This is a genomic window from Kribbella monticola (genome assembly GCF_003261635.1).
Lineage (GTDB): Bacteria > Actinomycetota > Actinomycetes > Propionibacteriales > Kribbellaceae > Kribbella > Kribbella monticola.
Genome location: NZ_QFXK01000031.1, coordinates 463,370 through 480,304 on the forward strand (window position 1 = coordinate 463,370; position 16,935 = coordinate 480,304).

General features: G+C 67.7%; 17 protein-coding genes. 9 read left to right on the forward strand and 8 right to left on the reverse strand.

Going from position 1 to position 16,935, the window contains the following annotated elements; translation table 11 throughout:
* The first annotated feature begins 40 nt into the window (after positions 1–40).
* Positions 41–478 carry a type II toxin-antitoxin system PemK/MazF family toxin gene (locus DIZ26_RS21600; RefSeq protein WP_112244241.1) on the forward strand — a complete coding sequence of 146 codons (438 nt, stop codon included), beginning with the start codon at positions 41–43 and terminating at the stop codon, positions 476–478.
* 55 nt (positions 479–533) lie between these two features.
* On the opposite strand, the gene DIZ26_RS21605 is transcribed toward DIZ26_RS21600, so the two are convergent.
* From DIZ26_RS21605 to DIZ26_RS21620, 4 genes are all read right to left on the reverse strand, one after another.
* Positions 534–2,273: a VanW family protein gene (locus tag DIZ26_RS21605; protein ID WP_112244243.1), complete on the reverse strand. Its 1,740-nt coding sequence runs from the start codon at positions 2,271–2,273 to the stop codon at positions 534–536.
* A gap of 87 nt (positions 2,274–2,360) precedes the next feature.
* Positions 2,361–2,876 (reverse strand): flavin reductase family protein, encoded by a 516-nt coding sequence (locus DIZ26_RS21610; protein WP_112244512.1) that lies wholly within the window; start codon positions 2,874–2,876, stop codon positions 2,361–2,363.
* A 141-nt stretch (positions 2,877–3,017) separates the two neighbouring features.
* On the reverse strand, positions 3,018–3,926 hold the full coding sequence (gene mshB, locus DIZ26_RS21615) for an N-acetyl-1-D-myo-inositol-2-amino-2-deoxy-alpha-D-glucopyranoside deacetylase (RefSeq protein WP_112244245.1): 909 nt from the start codon (positions 3,924–3,926) through the stop codon (positions 3,018–3,020).
* Positions 3,927–3,993: 67 nt separating this feature from the next.
* Positions 3,994–4,290: a response regulator transcription factor gene (locus DIZ26_RS21620; RefSeq protein ID WP_232828501.1), complete on the reverse strand. Its 297-nt coding sequence runs from the start codon at positions 4,288–4,290 to the stop codon at positions 3,994–3,996.
* A gap of 116 nt (positions 4,291–4,406) precedes the next feature.
* Here DIZ26_RS21620 and DIZ26_RS21625 point away from each other — a divergent pair, with 116 nt between their 5' ends.
* Positions 4,407–6,776 (forward strand): ATP-binding protein, encoded by a 2,370-nt coding sequence (locus DIZ26_RS21625; protein WP_112244249.1) that lies wholly within the window; start codon positions 4,407–4,409, stop codon positions 6,774–6,776.
* On the opposite strand, the gene DIZ26_RS21630 is transcribed toward DIZ26_RS21625, so the two are convergent.
* Positions 6,768–7,154 carry a (deoxy)nucleoside triphosphate pyrophosphohydrolase gene (locus DIZ26_RS21630; protein ID WP_112244250.1) on the reverse strand — a complete coding sequence of 129 codons (387 nt, stop codon included), beginning with the start codon at positions 7,152–7,154 and terminating at the stop codon, positions 6,768–6,770. The two genes, DIZ26_RS21625 and DIZ26_RS21630, sit on opposite strands and share 9 nt — an antisense overlap.
* Positions 7,155–7,228: 74 nt before the next feature.
* Between DIZ26_RS21630 and DIZ26_RS21635 the strand changes: the two genes are divergently transcribed.
* The 5 genes from DIZ26_RS21635 to DIZ26_RS21655 all read left to right on the forward strand — a co-directional run bounded on the left by DIZ26_RS21635 (position 7,229) and on the right by DIZ26_RS21655 (position 11,701).
* Positions 7,229–7,870: a hypothetical protein gene (locus tag DIZ26_RS21635; protein WP_112244252.1), complete on the forward strand. Its 642-nt coding sequence runs from the start codon at positions 7,229–7,231 to the stop codon at positions 7,868–7,870.
* 92 nt (positions 7,871–7,962) lie between these two features.
* Entirely contained in the window at positions 7,963–8,256 is a 294-nt protein-coding gene (locus tag DIZ26_RS21640; protein ID WP_112244254.1) for a hypothetical protein, read from the forward strand.
* Positions 8,256–9,059, forward strand: a complete 804-nt coding sequence (locus DIZ26_RS21645) for a hypothetical protein (RefSeq protein ID WP_112244256.1) — start codon at positions 8,256–8,258, stop codon at positions 9,057–9,059. Before DIZ26_RS21640 ends, DIZ26_RS21645 begins: the two co-directional genes overlap by 1 nt.
* A gap of 18 nt (positions 9,060–9,077) precedes the next feature.
* Positions 9,078–10,955: a fumarate reductase/succinate dehydrogenase flavoprotein subunit gene (locus DIZ26_RS21650; RefSeq protein ID WP_112244258.1), complete on the forward strand. Its 1,878-nt coding sequence runs from the start codon at positions 9,078–9,080 to the stop codon at positions 10,953–10,955.
* On the forward strand, positions 10,952–11,701 hold the full coding sequence (locus tag DIZ26_RS21655) for a succinate dehydrogenase/fumarate reductase iron-sulfur subunit (protein WP_112244260.1): 750 nt from the start codon (positions 10,952–10,954) through the stop codon (positions 11,699–11,701). The genes DIZ26_RS21650 and DIZ26_RS21655 overlap by 4 nt, the downstream gene beginning before the upstream one ends.
* 65 nt (positions 11,702–11,766) lie before the next feature.
* On the opposite strand, the gene DIZ26_RS21660 is transcribed toward DIZ26_RS21655, so the two are convergent.
* From DIZ26_RS21660 to DIZ26_RS21670, 3 genes are read right to left on the reverse strand one after another with little or no spacing between them, the layout of a single operon-like run.
* On the reverse strand, positions 11,767–12,813 hold the full coding sequence (locus tag DIZ26_RS21660; protein WP_232828502.1) for an ABC transporter substrate-binding protein: 1,047 nt from the start codon (positions 12,811–12,813) through the stop codon (positions 11,767–11,769).
* 19 nt (positions 12,814–12,832) lie between these two features.
* Positions 12,833–13,675 carry an ABC transporter permease gene (locus DIZ26_RS21665; protein ID WP_198676202.1) on the reverse strand — a complete coding sequence of 281 codons (843 nt, stop codon included), beginning with the start codon at positions 13,673–13,675 and terminating at the stop codon, positions 12,833–12,835.
* Positions 13,665–14,468: an ABC transporter ATP-binding protein gene (locus DIZ26_RS21670; RefSeq protein ID WP_112244262.1), complete on the reverse strand. Its 804-nt coding sequence runs from the start codon at positions 14,466–14,468 to the stop codon at positions 13,665–13,667. Before DIZ26_RS21670 ends, DIZ26_RS21665 begins: the two co-directional genes overlap by 11 nt.
* 186 nt (positions 14,469–14,654) lie before the next feature.
* Here DIZ26_RS21670 and DIZ26_RS21675 point away from each other — a divergent pair, with 186 nt between their 5' ends.
* Together DIZ26_RS21675 and DIZ26_RS21680 are read left to right on the forward strand one after the other, a co-directional pair.
* Positions 14,655–16,247 (forward strand): ATP-binding protein, encoded by a 1,593-nt coding sequence (locus DIZ26_RS21675; protein WP_198676203.1) that lies wholly within the window; start codon positions 14,655–14,657, stop codon positions 16,245–16,247.
* Complete coding sequence (locus DIZ26_RS21680) at positions 16,244–16,915, forward strand: response regulator (protein ID WP_112244266.1); 672 nt, start codon at positions 16,244–16,246, stop codon at positions 16,913–16,915. The genes DIZ26_RS21675 and DIZ26_RS21680 overlap by 4 nt, the downstream gene beginning before the upstream one ends.
* The last annotated feature ends 20 nt before the right edge of the window (positions 16,916–16,935 follow it).

Below are 16,935 nucleotides of genomic sequence, written 5' to 3' on the forward strand. Positions count from 1 at the left end.
CGTACGGACCGATCGTGTGAGGGCACAGTAGGGTCGGCCCATGGCAGACCACACGGCGGAGCGGCCGGAGTACGTGGGTGACTACGAGGGCACCGTGCGGGTGGAGTACACCCCGCATCCGGACGACGGCGTGGCGGATCCGGGCGAGATCGTCTGGACCTGGGTGCCGTTCGAGGAGGACCACCACCGCGGCAAGGACCGGCCGGTGCTGGTGGTCGGATCGGACGGTCCCTGGCTACTCGCGCTGATCCTGACCAGCAAGGACCACGACCGCGATGCCGCCGACGAGGCGCGCTGGGGCCGCGTTTGGCTCGACATCGGCAGCGGCCCGTGGGACAAGGACGGCCGGCGGTCCGAAGTACGGCTGGATCGCGTACTACGGATCGATCCCGGCCAGGTCCGCCGGGAGGGCGCCGTGATCGGCGAGGACCTCTTCAACGACGTCGCCGATCACCTGCACCAGCTCCACCGCTCCTGAGCCGAACCGTCCGGCGAGCCTGTGAGCCCGATCGGAGCAGGCTCGTGGCGGACGATCAGCTCGGCGGACGCGGTGACGTCGGGGTCGAGGGCGGCGTGGTGCCCGGCTTCGGGCCGCAGCGGATGTCGTCGGCGGCGTTGTACTTCGTGGTGAAGGACTCCGTCTTGACCCGCTGACCGTTCTTCGCGAAGTACCGGTAGATGGTGATGTCGAAGCCACCGGTCGGCGCCTGCGTCCGGCAGTCGGCCGCGGTGTTGTAGACCACCGAGGGCGAGCGGAAGTTCGACTTCGCCGAGGCGCCCGCGGTGATGTCCCAGACCTTGGTGCCCCAGATCTTCACCGTCAGCGTGCCCTGGTTGCCGGGCGTCGACGGCGTGAAGATGGTCTGCACCAGGATGCCGTGACCGGAGTCGTTGAGGAACTTCAGATCGACCGAACCCCAGGCGACGGTGGCCTCGCGGCCGACCGGGTAGCGGCTGATGTAGACGCTGTGCGCCTTGTGCTCGACATCCTTCAGCCCGGCGAAGAAGGCCGCATTGAAGGTGGTGGTGGCCGACTGCGAGACGCCACCGCCGAGGTCGAGGACGAACTTGCCGCCGTTGATGATGTTGCCCTCGGTGAAGCCGTTCTCCTTGGTGCGCTCGCCGACGATCTTGTTCAGGCTGAACATCTCGCCCGGCTTCAGCAGCGTGCCGTTGATCCGGCGGGCCGCCGTACCGATGTTCACGTTCCGGTAGGTGGCGTGCGGGAAGTGGGTGGTGAACTGACCCATCACTTCCTTGATCCCGAGCGCCTGCGCCGCCTCGGTGGTGACCTTCGCCTTGGACTTGGCCAGGCCCACCGACGCCTTCCGCTCGCTGCCGGTCTTCGGCAGGATCGACAGGATCGCGGGCACCACCTTGTCGCGGGCGACGACCATGCCGTCGACGGCTGGGATCACCTGCGGCTTGCCACCCACGATCTCGACCCGGGCGTCCTTCGGCAGCGACTCGAGCTGCTTGAACCTCTCTTTGAACAGCGGCTCCAGCTTGGCCGCGTCCAGGCTCGGGGTGAAGTCACCGTCCTTGGCGACCAGCTTCAGCGCGGGGGCGAACTCGCTCGGCTTGAGGTCGACGCCCTTGTCCCCGACGGTGAGCCGGATCGGCCCGGACATCGCCGGCTCGGCGTACTCCTTCATGGCCTTGTTGATCGCGTCCGTGCCGGCCGAGGGCTTGCTCACGTCGACCGGGAGGTCGCGCGGATTGCCGTCGGACGGGAAACCCGACACCAGGGTGTCGGCGGCCTTGTCGTTGTCCAGCTGGAGACCGTCGGCGGGCGCGTGCTGCACCGGCTTGGCGTCGGTGAAGGTGATCGTGCCCTCGGTGGCCGGACGGTTCACCTGCTCGGCCAGCTTGTCGACCGCGGCCTTCAGCTTGGCCTCGTCGCGATCGATCACCGGCGCGACCGCGTCGCCACCGGTCAGTACCTGCCACATCCGGGCCGGGTTGAGGCTACGGCCGGCCCCGGCCGCCTCGACGGTCGCGTCCACGTCGAAGCTGAGCCCGGCATCGGCCGGCTTGACCTGGTACGTCGAGTCGCCGGCCTTGACCTTGATCGGCACGCTCAGCCGGTCCTTGATCCCGGCCTGCAACTTCGCCTTGGCCGCCGCCTCGGACAGGCCGCCGAGCGGGATGCCGAGGACGGTCGTGTCCCCTGGAGTCTTGTCACCGGTGAATGCGTACGCGGCGCCGTAGGCGATCACGAGCACCCCGAATCCGGCCGCGGCGATGATCCCCGCGAGCTGTTTTCTCCCCACCGGACAGAGTCCTCCTGCTCGAACAACCAGACAGACGCCACTACCTGTCGAATGGCAGAACCGGCATTCTACGGGATGAGGGCAGCCTCAGTTGCCCCGTAGTTCCCGGTATCGCCCCGCGTAGTAGATCAGTGCCGCAGGGTCAACGGCCTCGTCCGCGCCCAGGCTCAGCACCTCGCCGACCACGATCGTGTGGTCCCCGCCGTCATAGGTCGCCGAGGTCCGGCACTCCAGCCAGGAGAGCGCTCCCCCGATCACCGGGCAGCCCGTCTTCGGTCCGGGCGCCGTACCGATGCCGTCGAACTGGCTGAGCAGATCGCGCCCCGACTTCGCGAACCGCTCCGCGATCGGCTGCTGGTCGGCACCGAGCACCGAGACGGCCCAGAACCCGCACTCCAGTACCGCGTCGTGCATCCGGACCCCCTTGTCGACACAGACCAGCACCAGCGGCGGATCGAGCGACACCGAGGTGAACGCGTTCGCGGTCATCGCGTGCGCGACGCCACCCTGCAGGGTGCTCATGATCGTGATACCCGAGGCGAACCGGCCCAACGCCGTACGGAACTCCCCAGGCGCGACGCTGCCACCGGGATCCGAAGTCACCACAGCAGCCTAAGCCGCGGGATTGGTTGACGGCTCAACGCGGTGTGTGTCACCTGTCACTGTCGTCCCTCACCTCCCGTACTCCGCCGCCGCGGGCCGACCCGTAGCGCCGGGTCCGCGTCGTCGCGGCGGCGTTGTCGGTCAGAGGCCGGCGAACAGGTCGTGTTCCTGTCCGTCGGGGCCTGGTGCCGGGGTGCCCTTGACGAGGCGGTAGTGCTCGCTGGCCCAGATCTGGTGGCCGTTGTTGTTGGACAGCGCGAAGAACGGACCGTCGACGGTGATCTGGGTGGCGTGCGCCTTCATCGCGTTCATCTTGCGGTCGACGTACTCCTCGCCGTCGATCACACAGTCGATCAGCCGGTCGGGGGTGATCATCTTGTACTCCGCGTCGGGGTCCATGCCCTCGAACGTGGTGGTGTCACCGGCCTCACGGAGCCTGCGCAGGCTGTCGCGGAAGCTGTTCTCCGACATCGCCATCCAGTAGATCTTCGCGATGTCCCAGGGCTCGCCCAGGTCTTCGCGGTACGACCGGGCGGCGGCGAGCGCGGCCGCATAGGTGGCGACGCGGTGGGCCTTGATGTGGTCGGGGTGTCCGTAGTTGCCGAACTCGTCGTAGGTGACCAGGACCTGCGGGCGCAGCTCGCGGATGATCGGGACCAGGTCGTTGGCCGCGGCGACCAGGTCGGCCTGCCAGAAGCTCTCCGGCCGGGTCTGGGGCGGAACGGCGGCGTTGCCCTCGTCGTCGTAGATCATCCCGGTGTCGCGGTACTTGCCCGGGCCGCCGAGGAACCGGTGGTCGGTCACGCCGAGCTCGTCCATCGCGGCGGCCAGCTCACCGATCCGGTGCCGGCCGAGCTGGTCGGTCTGGTCGGCGGCCAGGTGCTCGAGCTCGGGAACCAGCACCTCGCCTTCCTCGCCGAGAGTGCAGGTGACCAGGGTGACGTGGGCGCCTTCGGCCACATACCGGGCCATGGTGACGCCGTTGTTGATCGTCTCGTCGTCGGGATGGGCATGCACCAGCAGCAGCCGGCGGTCGGGAAGCTCGCTCATGCGGCCAGCCTACGTCGCAGCGCAGACAGTTCTCGGCGACCGCGGTGGGCCCGCCGGCTGCTCGATCTCAGCCGAACCGGCGCACCAGCAGGCAGCCGGCCTGGAACCTCGACCGGGCGCCGAGCCCGGCGATCAGCGCGCTGATCTCCGACCGCACGGTGCGCAGGGAAAGCCCCAGTTGGCGCGCGATCGCGGCGTCCTTGGCACCGGTGGCCATCAGCCGGCCGATCAGCACCTGACGGTTGGACAGTTCGCTCGCGGCAGCCGCGGACCGGCGGCGCGACCCCAGCTCATAGACCTCGCAGACGACCTCCGGCGCGAAGTCCTCGATCCGCACCGCAGGAACAGCCTGGTAAACCGACATCCCCATCTCCTCCCCAGTTGTCCAGCAGGCTCAATTCTCGATTGGTCCAGACCGGCTCACCAGGTACAACCCATACAGTTCACCCATACAAAGGCGCCGATCGAGGGGATGTGCGGGTGGAATCCCAGTTCGCTGCTTTGCTCCGCCGGCATCGCACGGCGGCTGGGTTCACCCAGGACGAACTGGCGGAAACAGCCAAGCTGAGCGTCCAGGCGATCAGCACACTCGAGCGTGGTACACGGCGCTTTCCCCAGCCGGCCACCGTCGACGCCCTGGCCGACGCGCTCCGGCTCGACCCCGACCAGCGCGCCGCACTGGCCTCCGCGGCCTCGCGTCGCGGAAAGACTGCTGCTGATCGCAAGAGCCGGTCCGAGCCGCAGGAAGCCCCCTCGCCCCGGCAATTGCCGTTCATCAGCGGTGACTTCACCGGCCGGGTCCAGGAGCTCTCCGCGCTCATGGAGTACCTGACCGGCGGCAGCGGCGTGCACGTGGCCGCCATCACCGGCATGGGCGGCATCGGCAAGACCTCGCTGGCAATCCATGCCGCTCACCAGCTGGCCGACCACTACAAGGACGGCCAGCTGTACCTCGACCTGCGTGGCTTCGGCATCGGACCGCCACTGGAACCACTGGACGCCCTGACCTACCTGCTCGAGGACCTCGGCGAGACACCCAGCGCAGACCTCACCGTCGCCGCGGGGAGACTCCGTACTGCGCTGGCCGGGCGCCGGCTGGTCCTGCTGCTCGACAATGCGTCCGACCAGGAGCAGGTCCGCCACCTGCTGCCCGGCATGGGTGGTTGTGCCGTGATCGTGACGAGTCGACGCAGCCTGGCCGGACTCGGCGGCCGCCAGTTCCACCTGGGCGAGCCACCGCTGGAGGAGGCGGTGGCGATGCTCCGGCGCATTTCTGAGCGCCCGGACGCACCAGAGGCGGAGTGCGCGGAGGTGGTGCGGCAGTGTGGCGGTCTTCCGCTGGCGATCCGGATGGCCGGTGCGCGGCTGGCCTCCCGTCCGACCTGGCCGGTCGCCCATCTGGCCGAGCGGCTCGCGGACGGGCGTCGCAGGCTGGACGAGTTGCAGCTCGACGACTCCGGCGTACGGGCCACTCTGGTGCTGTCCATCGAGCAGTTGGCCGGCAGTGACGACCCGGTCGATGTCCAAGCGGTGACGATGTTCGCGCTGCTCGGTCTGTCCGACTGTGTGGACCTGACCTCGGCCCTGGCGGCCGCACTGTCGGACAGCCCTGAGCCAGAAGCTGTCGTCGTACTGGAGCGGCTTGTGGACGTGCATCTGCTGAACACGCCGGGTCCCGGGCGCTACCGTCTGCACGACTTGGTCCGGGTAGCTGCGCGCGAGCTGGCCGAGCAGATGCTGACCAAGGAGGACAGGGCCGAGGCGAAGACCCGGTGGATCAAGCGACTCTCCGCTGTGGTGTGGAAGGCTAGCGAGCACATCGGGCACGGCGTCACTCGCGAAGGCTGGCTCCAGCCCGAGTGGCTCGAAGGCGCTGACGACCTGACCAGCCAGGACGACGTGCTGCACTGGCTCGACGTACAGCGGTCCAACCTCACGCCGACCCTGCAGCAGACGGTCGCCGACCACCCGGAGTACGCAGTACAGCTCGCTGTCGGACTGAACGCGTACTACGCCCTTCGCCGCGGCTGGCTCGAATGGCTCCAGGCCAACGAGGCCGTACTGCGACTCGCCACCGAGGGCGACGACCGGATCGCCGAAGGACTCGTGCTGCACGACCTCGGCGCCGCCCACGCCGAGCTGGGCAACTACGAGCAGGCCGTCGATCCCTTGCGCCGGGCCATCGTCGCGGCCGAGGCCTCCGGCGACGGCAACCTGCAGGCCCTCTGCCTGAGCAGCCTCAGTCACGTCCTCGAACGCACCGGCCGGATCGCCGCCGGCATCCCGTACGCCGAACGCGCGCGCGAGATCGGCCTGCGACTCGGGATCCCACCGCGAGCCGCCTGGGCCTGTCTGGCGCTCGGCATGCTGTACCTCAAGACGGACGCCGCCGAGGACGCAAGACGACTGTTCACCGAAGCACTGGAACTCCTGGCCGAGCCCGGGCAGGAACGGTTCCGCGGCATGGTCGCGCAGAACATCGGCGTCGCCTACCGCGAGGCCGGCCAGTACGACGTCGCCGCCGAAGCGCTCCGGGAGAGCCTCGAGCTGTACCGCGCAGCAGGTGCCGCGATCTCGCAGGCAGAGGCACTCAACGAGCTGGGCCGGCTGTGCCTCGCACAGGGCCGCTACGAAGAGGCAGTCGAGTACCAGAGTGAGGGCCTGGCGATCGCCGGCCAGTACGGCGACTGGCTGTGCGAGGCAGACATTCGCCAGAGCCTCGGTGAGGCACACCGCGCGCAAGGGATGCTCGCGGAGGCCCGCAGGGAGTGGCGTATCGCGCTGTCGATCCACGAGCAGCACAACACCCACGCCGCGGGCCCACTGCGCGCACTGCTCAGCTCAGCCTGACGTCAGCTGTTCCCGGAGAACAGAAAGGAACGGACGATCGGGAGCAAGCCAGTCGAGCTGGTCCAGCTCGGCCGGACCGACCCAGCGGATCTCGGCGTGCTCGTGCAGAACCGGCTCGCCCGCGACCAGCTCAGCGAAGTAGACGCGTAGTAGGTACCGCTCGCCGATCGGCTCCTCCAAGCCGAACGACTTCCCTACTGACACGTGCAGGCCGAGCTCCTCGACGAGCTCCCGCTCCCCCGCGGCCTCGTCGGTCTCGCCCGGCTCGACCTTCCCGCCGGGAAACTCCCAGCCGCCATCAGCTCCACCGCGACGCGCCACGAGCACCTGCCCGGCCCGGAGCACCGCGACGCCGATCACCACCTGCCTGTCACCCATGGGTGAGCGCATGAGTGAGCCCATGAGTGAGCACTGTGCCAGAAACTGTCGGCGCACTGGGGCAGGATGCGGACATGCCGTTGCAGAACAGGGTGTTGCCCACCCAGGAGATCGTGGCCGAGCCGGGCCGCGGTCTGCTGATGGGTAATCGCGGATCCCTGCACGGCATCGACCGGCGACTGGGCACGACCCGCTGGCGGTCGAAGGCCTGGATCTGCTGCGTGCTCGACTGGAAGGGCGTGCAGCGCGATCCGATGCCACCAGGACGCTGGACCGCGCTGTTCTTCTTCGACGAGGCCGTGGCACTTGCCGCCGGCCACCGTCCGTGCGCCTACTGCCGGCGCCGCGATTTCCTCCTGTACGCCGGCGCCTGGGCCGCTGGGCACGATCTGCCCACCCGCCCTCGCGCCGCGGAGATGGACGCACAACTTCATCTGGAACGTGTCGAACCACGTACCCGCCGACAACGGACAACCATCGCCGAACTGGCCAAGCTCCCCAGCGGCGCGATGATCCGGTACGACGGAACGCCGGCCCTGGTGCTCGACGGATCGGTGCTGCCGTGGTCGTGGAAGGGCTACGGCGCAGCCCTGGAAGTGCCGGGCCACCGACAGGTCGAAGTACTGACTCCACCGGCGAATCTCGTTGTCCTGCAGGGCGGATTCACTCCATTACTCCACCTGTCGGCCATCGGCAACTCAGGGGAACCTAAGTAGAAACACGCCGTACCGACAGGTCTTCCGTTGTGCGCCGAGCGAGGGCAAAGTGTGCCCATACTTACAGCGACAAAACCATCACTGGAGTCGGTATGGGCGACGGCAACAGCACTGTGGCAGCAGTGCAGCGTGCTCTAGAGGTGTTGCACACCACAGTGGGCAAGCTCAGCCAGGAGTACGGTGACACCCTCGGCGTCCGCCGGTTGGTGTCCGACGTGGCCAGGCTGAGTGACGACCTGGTAGAGCTCGGCCCTCCCGACCCGCATCACAGACCCGGACCTGTTCCGGAGGAACTCGAGGAGATCCCCGACGTGGAATACGACGCGTCCATGTGGACCGACGCGGAGCACGAAGGCTTCGGCGCACCTGACCGGCACGCTCCCTGATGGCGACCACGGGAGTGAGTGCGCCTGGGCGCGCGCAGATCAAGCAGAAGACGCTCCGGACCGATCGCTGGTGGCTGGCGCCGCTGCGGATCGGTGTGATCCTGGCTTTCTTCGTCGTCTACGCGACGGTCCGGATCTTCATGAACAAGTACTACTGGGTCGACGCGTACCACTACCTGACCCCGCTGTACTCGCCGTGCGTGACGTCCTCCTGTGTCGAGGGCTCGAGCCACCTGGGCACCTGGTTCGGGGACTTCCCCCGGGTCATCCCGTTCAGCATCATCACGTTCGTGGTGCTGGCCGGCTTCCGCGGCACCTGCTACTACTACCGCAAGGCGGGCTGGCGGTCACTGCTGCTGGCACCGGCCGCCTGCGCCGTGCCGGAGCCGCACAAGAAGTACAACGGTGAGCGCAAGTTCCCGCTGACCGCGGTGAACCTGCACCGCTACTTCTTCTACGGTGCGCTGGTCTTCGGTCTGCTCAACGTCTACGACGGCACGCAGGCCTTCCACGGCAAGGACGGCGGCTTCGGCATCGGTCTGGGCACGCTGATCATCTGGATCAACCTGGTGATGCTGTGGATGTACACGCTGTCCTGCCACGCCTGCCGGCACATCGTCGGCGGCCGGCTGAAGAACTTCTCCAAGCACCCGTTGCGCTACCGGTACTGGACCTTCGTGTCGAAGCTGAATCCCAAGCACGGCACGTACGCGATGATCTCGCTCTTCACCGTGATCATCACCGACGCGTACATCATGTCGGTCTCGGCCGGCTGGTTCTCCGACCTGCGCTTCATCAACTGATTCGGACGCATCACACTTATGACTGAGCTGGAACGACACCAATACGACGTGATCGTGATCGGCGCCGGCGGCGCCGGTCTACGGGCCGCGATCGAGGCCCGCGAACAGGGCAAGCGCACCGCGATCGTCTGCAAGTCGCTGTTCGGCAAGGCGCACACCGTGATGGCCGAGGGCGGCTGCGCGGCGGCGATGGGCAACGCGAACTCCAACGACAACTGGCAGACCCACTACCGCGACACCATGCGCGGCGGGAAGTTCCTGAACAACTGGCGGATGGCCGAACTGCACGCGCAGGAAGCCCCCGACCGGGTCTGGGAACTGGAGACGTACGGCGCGCTGTTCGACCGCACCCCGGACGGCAAGATCAGCCAGCGCAACTTCGGCGGTCACACCTACCCGCGGCTCGCCCACGTCGGCGACCGGACCGGACTCGAACTCATCCGCACCCTGCAGCAGAAGATCGTCTCGCTGCAGCAGGAGGACTTCGCGGCCACCGGCGACTACGAGGCCAACCTCAAGGTGTACGCCGAGTGCACGATCACGGAGCTGCTCAAGGACGGCGACGCGATCTCCGGGGCCTTCGGGTACTGGCGCGAGTCGGGCCGCTTCATCCTGTTCGACGCACCCGCGGTCATCCTGGCCACCGGCGGTGTCGGCAAGTCGTTCAAGGTCACCTCGAACTCGTGGGAGTACACCGGTGACGGGCACGCCCTGGCGATGCGGGCCGGCGCGACCCTGATCAACATGGAGTTCATCCAGTTCCACCCGACCGGCATGGTCTGGCCGCCGTCGGTGAAGGGCATCCTGGTCACCGAGTCGGTCCGTGGTGACGGCGGGGTGCTGAAGAACTCCGAGGGCAAGCGGTTCATGTTCGACTACGTGCCGGACGTGTTCCGCGCGCAGTACGCGGAGACCGAAGAAGAGGCGGATCGCTGGTACAAGGACGCCGACAACAACCGGCGCCCACCGGAGCTGCTGCCGCGTGACGAGGTCGCCCGGGCGATCAACTCCGAGGTGAAGGCCGGCCGCGGTACGCCGCACGGTGGTGTCTTCCTGGATGTCTCGTCCCGGCTCCCCGCCGAGGAGATCAAGCGCCGGCTGCCGTCGATGCACCACCAGTTCAAGGAACTGGCCGATGTCGACATCACGGCCGAGCCGATGGAGGTCGGGCCGACCTGCCACTACGTGATGGGTGGTGTCGAGGTCGACCCCGACACCGCGTCGTCCGTCGTACCGGGTCTGTTCGCTGCCGGTGAGGTGGCCGGTGGCATGCACGGGTCGAACCGGCTGGGCGGCAACTCGCTGTCCGACCTGCTCGTGTTCGGCCGCCGGGCCGGCGCCGGCGCGGCCATGTACGTCGAGTCGCTCGGCCAGAACCGGCCGAAGATCGCCGAGGCCGACATCGACTCGGCAGCGGCCGAGGCGCTGGCGCCGTTCGAGCTCGAGGGCGGCGAGAACCCGTACACGATCCACCAGGAACTGCAGCAGTCGATGAACGACCTGGTCGGCATCATCCGCAAGGCCGAGGAGATGGAGCAGGCGCTGGCGAAGCTGGCCGAGTTCCGCGGCCGGATCGCGAAGATGACCGTCGAGGGGCACCGGCAGTTCAACCCGGGCTGGCACCTCGCGCTCGACCTGCGCAACATGCTGACCGTGTCGGAGTGTGTCGCGAAGGCGGCCCTGCTGCGTGAGGAGTCCCGTGGTGGTCACACCCGGGACGACTTCCCGGGCATGAACGCCGACTGGCGCAAGCTGCTGCTGGTCTGCTCGCTGCAGGCCGACGGCTCGGTCGACGTGGTGAAGAAGGACCAGATCCCGATGCGCGAGGACCTGCTGGAACTGTTCGAGCTGGACGAGCTGAAGAAGTACCTGACTGAGGAGGAACTGCCGGCATGAGTTACAAGGGCAAGTTCCGCGTCTGGCGCGGGGACGCCGAGGGTGGTGACCTCAAGGACTACGAGGTCGAGGTGAACGAGGGCGAGGTCGTCCTCGACGTCATCCACCGGCTGCAGGGCACCCAGGCGCCGGATCTGGCGGTCCGCTGGAACTGCAAGGCCGGCAAGTGCGGCTCGTGCAGCGCCGAGATCAACGGCAAGCCGAAGCTGATGTGCATGTGCCGGATGAACACGTTCGAAGAGGACGAGGTCGTCACGGTCACGCCGATGCGCACCTTCCCGGTGATCCGCGACCTGGTCACGGACGTCTCGTTCAACTACCAGAAGGCCCGCGAGATCCCCGCGTTCACGCCGCCGGCCGACCTGAAGCCGGGCGAGTACCGGATGCAGCAGGTCGACGTGGAGCGCTCGCAGGAGTTCCGCAAGTGCATCGAGTGCTTCCTGTGCCAGGACACCTGCCACGTGATCCGTGACCACGAGGAGAACAAGGAGTCCTTCTCGGGTCCGCGTTTCCTGATGCGCATCGCCGAACTGGACATGCACCCGCTGGACGCCGCCGACCGCAAGAACGCGGCCCAGGAGGAGCACGGCCTCGGCTTCTGCAACATCACCAAGTGCTGCACCGAGGTCTGCCCCGAGCACATCAAGATCACCGACAACGCCCTCATCCCGATGAAGGAACGCGTCGCCGATCGCAAGTACGACCCGATCGTCTGGCTCGGCAGCAAGATCCGCCGCCGCGCCTGACACCCGCAGTACGAAAGGAGCCGCCCCCAGCCACAGGCTGGGGGCGGCTTCTGGTTTCGGTGAGGCTAGTTCTTGGCGGCCTTGGCGAAGTCGGTGGTGTAGGTCTTGCTGATGTCGATGGTGTCCTTCTTCGGCTTGACCGCCGGGGAGAACTTGCCGAGGACGGCGAGCGCGTTCTTGGCGCCGTCGGGATCCATCACGCCGGTGGCGTTGAACATGCCCTTGGAGTCGGTGATCGACTTGATGTAGAGCTCCTTGTCGGTGCCCGCGTAGTCGGCCGGCATCTTGGCGGCGATGGCCGCCGCGTCGTTGCTCGTGATGAACCCAAGCGTCTTCACGAAAGCGTTCGCCAGCTTCTGTACGACGTCCTTGTGCGCGGCAACGTAGTCGCAGGCCATGTAGAGCGAGCTCGCCGGGTACAACCCCCCGAGCGCCTTCTTCGTCCCCTCCTCGGTCCGCATGTCCAGCAGGATCTTGCCGTCACCCGTCTTCGTCAGCCGCGCGACGGTCGGGTCGGTGGTCATCCCGGCGTCGATGCCGCCGGAGTTCATCGCGGCGATGAAGGTCGAGTCCGCGCCGGCCTTCACGGTCGTGTAGTCGGCCGTCCCGACTCCGGCGTTACCGGCCAGGTACTGGGTCAGGAAGTCGGTCGAGGATCCGGCGCTGGTGACGCCGAGCTTGCGGCCCTTGAAGTCCGCCGGGCTCTTGATCGTGCCGGCCTGGGCCTTGGACACCATCTCGACCTCGCCCGGCACGTTCGCGAACTGGACGACGCTCTGCAGGCACTTGCCCTTGGCCTGCATGTCGATGGTGTGGTCGTAGAAGCCGACCACCCCTTGGGCCTGGTTGGCCAGCAGCGCGGTCTCGGCGGTGACACCGGCCGGGGTGTCGACGAGTTCGACGTTCAGCCCCTGGTCCTTGAAGTAGCCGAGTTGTTCGGTCAGTTTGGCCGGCATGTAGATCACCTTGGCCGCGCCGCCGACCATGATGGTGACCTTGTCCGAGGACGACGAGCCGGACGACGTACCGGACTTGTTCTGGGTCTGGCAGCCGGTGAGGACGAGGACGGCGGCCAGCACGGGGACGCCGATTGCAGCAGGACGGATTGTCACGGTTGTCTCCTAGGGGAAATCAGATGGCGGCGACGAAGGATGCCTGGGCCGGTGGACGCCAGCGCAGCAACCGCCGTTCGGCGAGGCCCAGCACGACCTCGGCCAGCAGTGCGAGCACGGTGGTGATCAGCATTCCGGCGTAGATACCGGCTGCGTCGAAGGAGCCTTGGGCGGTGCTGATCAGCAGGCCCAGGCCCCGGGTGGCGCCGGTGTACTCACCGACGATGGCGCCGATCAGGGCGAACCCGAAGGCAGTGTGCAGAGACGCCAGGATCCACGAGGTGGAACTCGGGACGACGATCGACCAGAGCACCTGGGCCCGGCCTGCACCCAGAATGCGAGCGTTGTTGACCAGGTTGCGGTCCACCTCACGGGCGCCCTGGAAGGCGTTGAAGAAGACCGGGAAGAAGACCAGCACGAACGCGGTGGCGATCTTGGACTCCATCCCGAGCCCGAACCAGATCACGAACAATGCGGCCAGCACGATCCGCGGTACGGCGTTGAGGGCCTGGATATAAGGCGACACGACCTCGGCGAGCAGCCGGGCCCGGCCGAGCAGGATGCCGAGCACGACGCCGACCAACGAGCCGAGGATGAAGCCGAGAGCGGCTTCCTGCAGGGTCACGCCGATCTGCGCCCAGATCGAGCCCTGCGCTGTGCCGTCGGTGAACCAGATGACCAGCTTGTCCCAGATCAGACTCGGCTTGGAGTAGAAGAACGGGTCGAGCCACAAGCTGACGGACAGCTCCCAACCGCCGAGGATCAATACCAGCAGCAGTAAGCGGAGCGCGTAGACGAGTGTCTTGTGCCTACGGCGTACGGCGACGGCCGATCGGCCGGTGCGGCGGGAATCACGCAACACGGGAGGCTCCTGTCTTGCGGGCGATCGCGACCTCGTCGGACAGCGAACTCCACACTTCGCGATAGATGGCGATGAACTCGGGCGTCATCCGGATCTCCTCGACGTTGCGGGGACGCTCCAGGTGGACTTCGAAGGTGTCCTTGATCCGGGCCGGGCTGGCGGTCATCACCACGACCCGGTCGGCGAGCGTGATGGCCTCCTCCAGGTCGTGGGTGACGAAGATGACCGCGGCGCTCGTGCCGGACCACAGGTCGAGTAGTTCGTTCTGCATCAAGGCCCGGGTCTGGACGTCGAGGGCCGAGAACGGTTCGTCCATCAGCAGGATCGACGGCTCGTTGACCAGCGTCTGGGCCAGCGCCACCCGCTTGCGCATGCCGCCGGACAACTGGTGCATGTAGTAGTCCTCGAACCCGGCCAGGCCGACCCGGGCGACCCAGTCCCGGGCCAGCGCGTCGGCCTGCTCCTTCGGCTTGCCCTGCCAAAGGGGGCCGGAGGCAACGTTTGCCAGCACGGTCCGCCACGGCAGCATGGCGTCGGCCTGGAACATGTACCCGACGCCCGCCGGGATGCCCCGGACCGGTTGACCGTTGACGCTCACGCTGCCCTCGGACGGCGGCTCGAGCCCCGAGACGAGCGACAAGGTGGTCGACTTGCCGCACCCGGTCGGCCCGACCACCGCCACGAACTCACCGGCCGTCACCTGCAGGGTGATGTCCTGTACTGCGGTGTGGGCGGTCCCCGCGCTGGTCAGGAACCGCTTGGTCGCATGGTCGATGTCGACCAGATAGCTCATCGCTCGCCCACCTCTCCTCGAACCCGCCGGCCCGGTTACGGGCGCCTTGCCGGCGGATGACAGCTCTGTTGCTTCGAAAAGGTAGGGAGGATTCGCCGCAGGCGGATCCCTTGCCGTCGTTACCCGCCCATTCCCCATAGCCCGCGTTCTGCGCATTTCGCTCAGAGCCGGGTTTACGGTGGGCAGATGGTGGCTCGATTGCGCGGCATGCGCTTCACGCGGCAGCTCCTGCTGCTGCAGATCGGCCTGGTCGCGCTGGTCGTCGGCATCGGTTTCGGGCTGGTCGCCTGGCTGCTCGACCAGAGCCTGGAACATCAGTACGAGCAGCGCGCACTCAACGTCGCGCGAACCGTCGCAGCGGAGCAGCACCTGGGTGATCTCGTCCGGGCCGGCGACCAGCCGGCGGTCCAGCAGATCGCCCTCAACGCCTCGCGGGCGACCGGGGCACTGTTCGTCGTGGTGACCGACGCGCGCGGCATCCGGCTCGCCCATCCGACCCCGGACCAGATCGGCAAGCCCGTCAGCACGGATCCGTCCGAAGCGCTGTCCGGCCGCGAAGTGGTGAACATCGAGCGCGGCACGCTCGGGCTGTCCGCGCGCGGCAAGGTCCCGGTCCGCGACTCGGCCGGTGCGATCGTCGGTGAGGTCAGTGTCGGCTTCGATGCGGCCGAGATCCGGCACGCGCTGCAGGATCTGATCGGCGCCACCGCTCCCTTCGCCGTCGGAGCGCTGCTGCTCGGCGTCGCCGGATCGACCTGGCTGTCCCGGGTGCTGAAGCGTGGCACGTTCGGGCTCGAACCGGCCGACCTGGCCGACCTGGTCCGCGAGCGGGAAGCGGTACTGCACGGGATCGGCGAAGGAGTTCTCGCGGTCGACACCGACCGCCGGGTGACGATGTGCAACGACGAGGCAGTCCGGCTGCTCGGCCGGCCGGTCGAACCGGGGATTTCGCTGAGCGACCTGGATCTTCCACCCCGGTTGAGATCCGTGCTCGACGGCGACCGGGCGGACAACATCCTCACGGTGGCCGGCGATCGGGTGCTGGTGGCCAACCACCGTCCGGTCCATCGCGACGGGCGGGATCTCGGCAGCGTGCTGACGCTGCGGGATCGCACCGACCTGGAGCAGCTGACCAGCGAGCTGGACGCAGTACGGAGTATGACCGGGGCGCTTCGTGCACAGCGGCACGAATTCGCGAACCGGATGCACACAGTTCTGGGGCTGTTGCAAGCAGACGCGCAGGACGACGCATTGGAGTATTTGCGAGCCGTCACCCAGTTCCAGGACGCCGACTCGATCAGCGAGTCGCCGGCCGTCCGATCCGCGACCATCAGGTCGTTCATGGCGGCCAAGACCGCACGGGCGGCCGAGCTCGGGGTGACGCTGACGCTGTCCGAGGCCAGTTGGGTTCAGCAGCGGCTGGTCGCGCCGGTCGAGGTGGTGACGGTTCTGGGCAACCTGGTCGACAACGCACTGGACGCGGCGCACGCGTCGACGCGTCGACCGGGTGGTGTCGAGGTCGACCTGCTGTCGGAGGGCACGCGGCTGGTGATCTCGGTGGCCAACACCGGCGACGGGATAGCGCCTGATCAGACCGAGGCGATCTTCGTCGAGGGCATCTCCAGCCGGGGTACCGATCGAGGGCTCGGGCTGGCGATCGCCCGCCAGACGGCCCGGCGGCTCGGTGGCGACATCGCCCTGGCGAACCCGGGCTGCGACGGTACCGAGACCGTGTTCGTCGCGCAGCTGCCCGACGTACTGGAGGAGGCGGGCAGATGATCGGCGTTCTGGTGGTGGAGGACGACTTCCGGGTGGCTCAGGTGCACGCGCTGTTCGTTGCCCAGGTCATCGGTCTGGAGGTCGTCGGGGTGGCGCACACTGCTGCCGACGCACTCGGGCTGGCCGCGGACCTCAGGCCCGATCTCGTGCTGCTGGACAGTTATCTGCCCGACCGGCCGGGGATCGAGATCGCCGCCGAACTGCACGCCGACATCTTCATGGTGACAGCGGATTCGTCGGCCGCCTCGGTCCGTGCGGCGTTCGCCGCGGGTGCGCTCAACTATCTGATCAAGCCCTTCGGCTCGGAGCAACTGACGTCCCGGCTTCGTGCGTATGTGCGGTATCGGACGTTGCTCGGTGACCCGTCGGACGAGCTGACCCAGCAAGCGATCGACCGGGCCGTCGACGCACTGCACGAAGCCGATCGGCCGCCGACGCCGAAGGGTCAGTCGCCGGTGACGGCACGGCTGGTGACGACCGCGCTACGGCAAGCCGGTGGACCGCGGACCGCGGCCGATCTGGCTGCCCAGCTGGGGATCTCCCGGGCGACCGCCCAGCGGTACCTGGCCGCGCTGGCCGACGACGGACGCGCAGTACTGAGTCTGCGGTACGGCTCGACGGGACGGCCGGAACACCAGTACCGCTGGGCATCTCACTCTCGCGGGTGAACGCCGATCGGGGGACGGCT

Excerpts from the sequence above, each read along its gene's own strand:
- DIZ26_RS21600 (WP_112244241.1), top strand. The coding sequence starts at position 41 with ATGGCAGACCACACGGCGGAGCGGCCGGAGTACGTGGGTGACTACGAG.
- mshB (WP_112244245.1), bottom strand. The coding sequence starts at position 3,926 with ATGAGCGAGCTTCCCGACCGCCGGCTGCTGCTGGTGCATGCCCATCCC.
- DIZ26_RS21620 (WP_232828501.1), bottom strand. The coding sequence starts at position 4,290 with ATGTCGGTTTACCAGGCTGTTCCTGCGGTGCGGATCGAGGACTTCGCG.
- DIZ26_RS21630 (WP_112244250.1), bottom strand. The coding sequence starts at position 7,154 with ATGGGTGACAGGCAGGTGGTGATCGGCGTCGCGGTGCTCCGGGCCGGG.
- DIZ26_RS21635 (WP_112244252.1), top strand. The coding sequence starts at position 7,229 with ATGCCGTTGCAGAACAGGGTGTTGCCCACCCAGGAGATCGTGGCCGAG.
- DIZ26_RS21640 (WP_112244254.1), top strand. The coding sequence starts at position 7,963 with ATGGGCGACGGCAACAGCACTGTGGCAGCAGTGCAGCGTGCTCTAGAG.
- DIZ26_RS21645 (WP_112244256.1), top strand. The coding sequence starts at position 8,256 with ATGGCGACCACGGGAGTGAGTGCGCCTGGGCGCGCGCAGATCAAGCAG.
- DIZ26_RS21650 (WP_112244258.1), top strand. The coding sequence starts at position 9,078 with ATGACTGAGCTGGAACGACACCAATACGACGTGATCGTGATCGGCGCC.
- DIZ26_RS21655 (WP_112244260.1), top strand. The coding sequence starts at position 10,952 with ATGAGTTACAAGGGCAAGTTCCGCGTCTGGCGCGGGGACGCCGAGGGT.
- DIZ26_RS21670 (WP_112244262.1), bottom strand. The coding sequence starts at position 14,468 with ATGAGCTATCTGGTCGACATCGACCATGCGACCAAGCGGTTCCTGACC.
- DIZ26_RS21675 (WP_198676203.1), top strand. The coding sequence starts at position 14,655 with ATGGTGGCTCGATTGCGCGGCATGCGCTTCACGCGGCAGCTCCTGCTG.
- DIZ26_RS21680 (WP_112244266.1), top strand. The coding sequence starts at position 16,244 with ATGATCGGCGTTCTGGTGGTGGAGGACGACTTCCGGGTGGCTCAGGTG.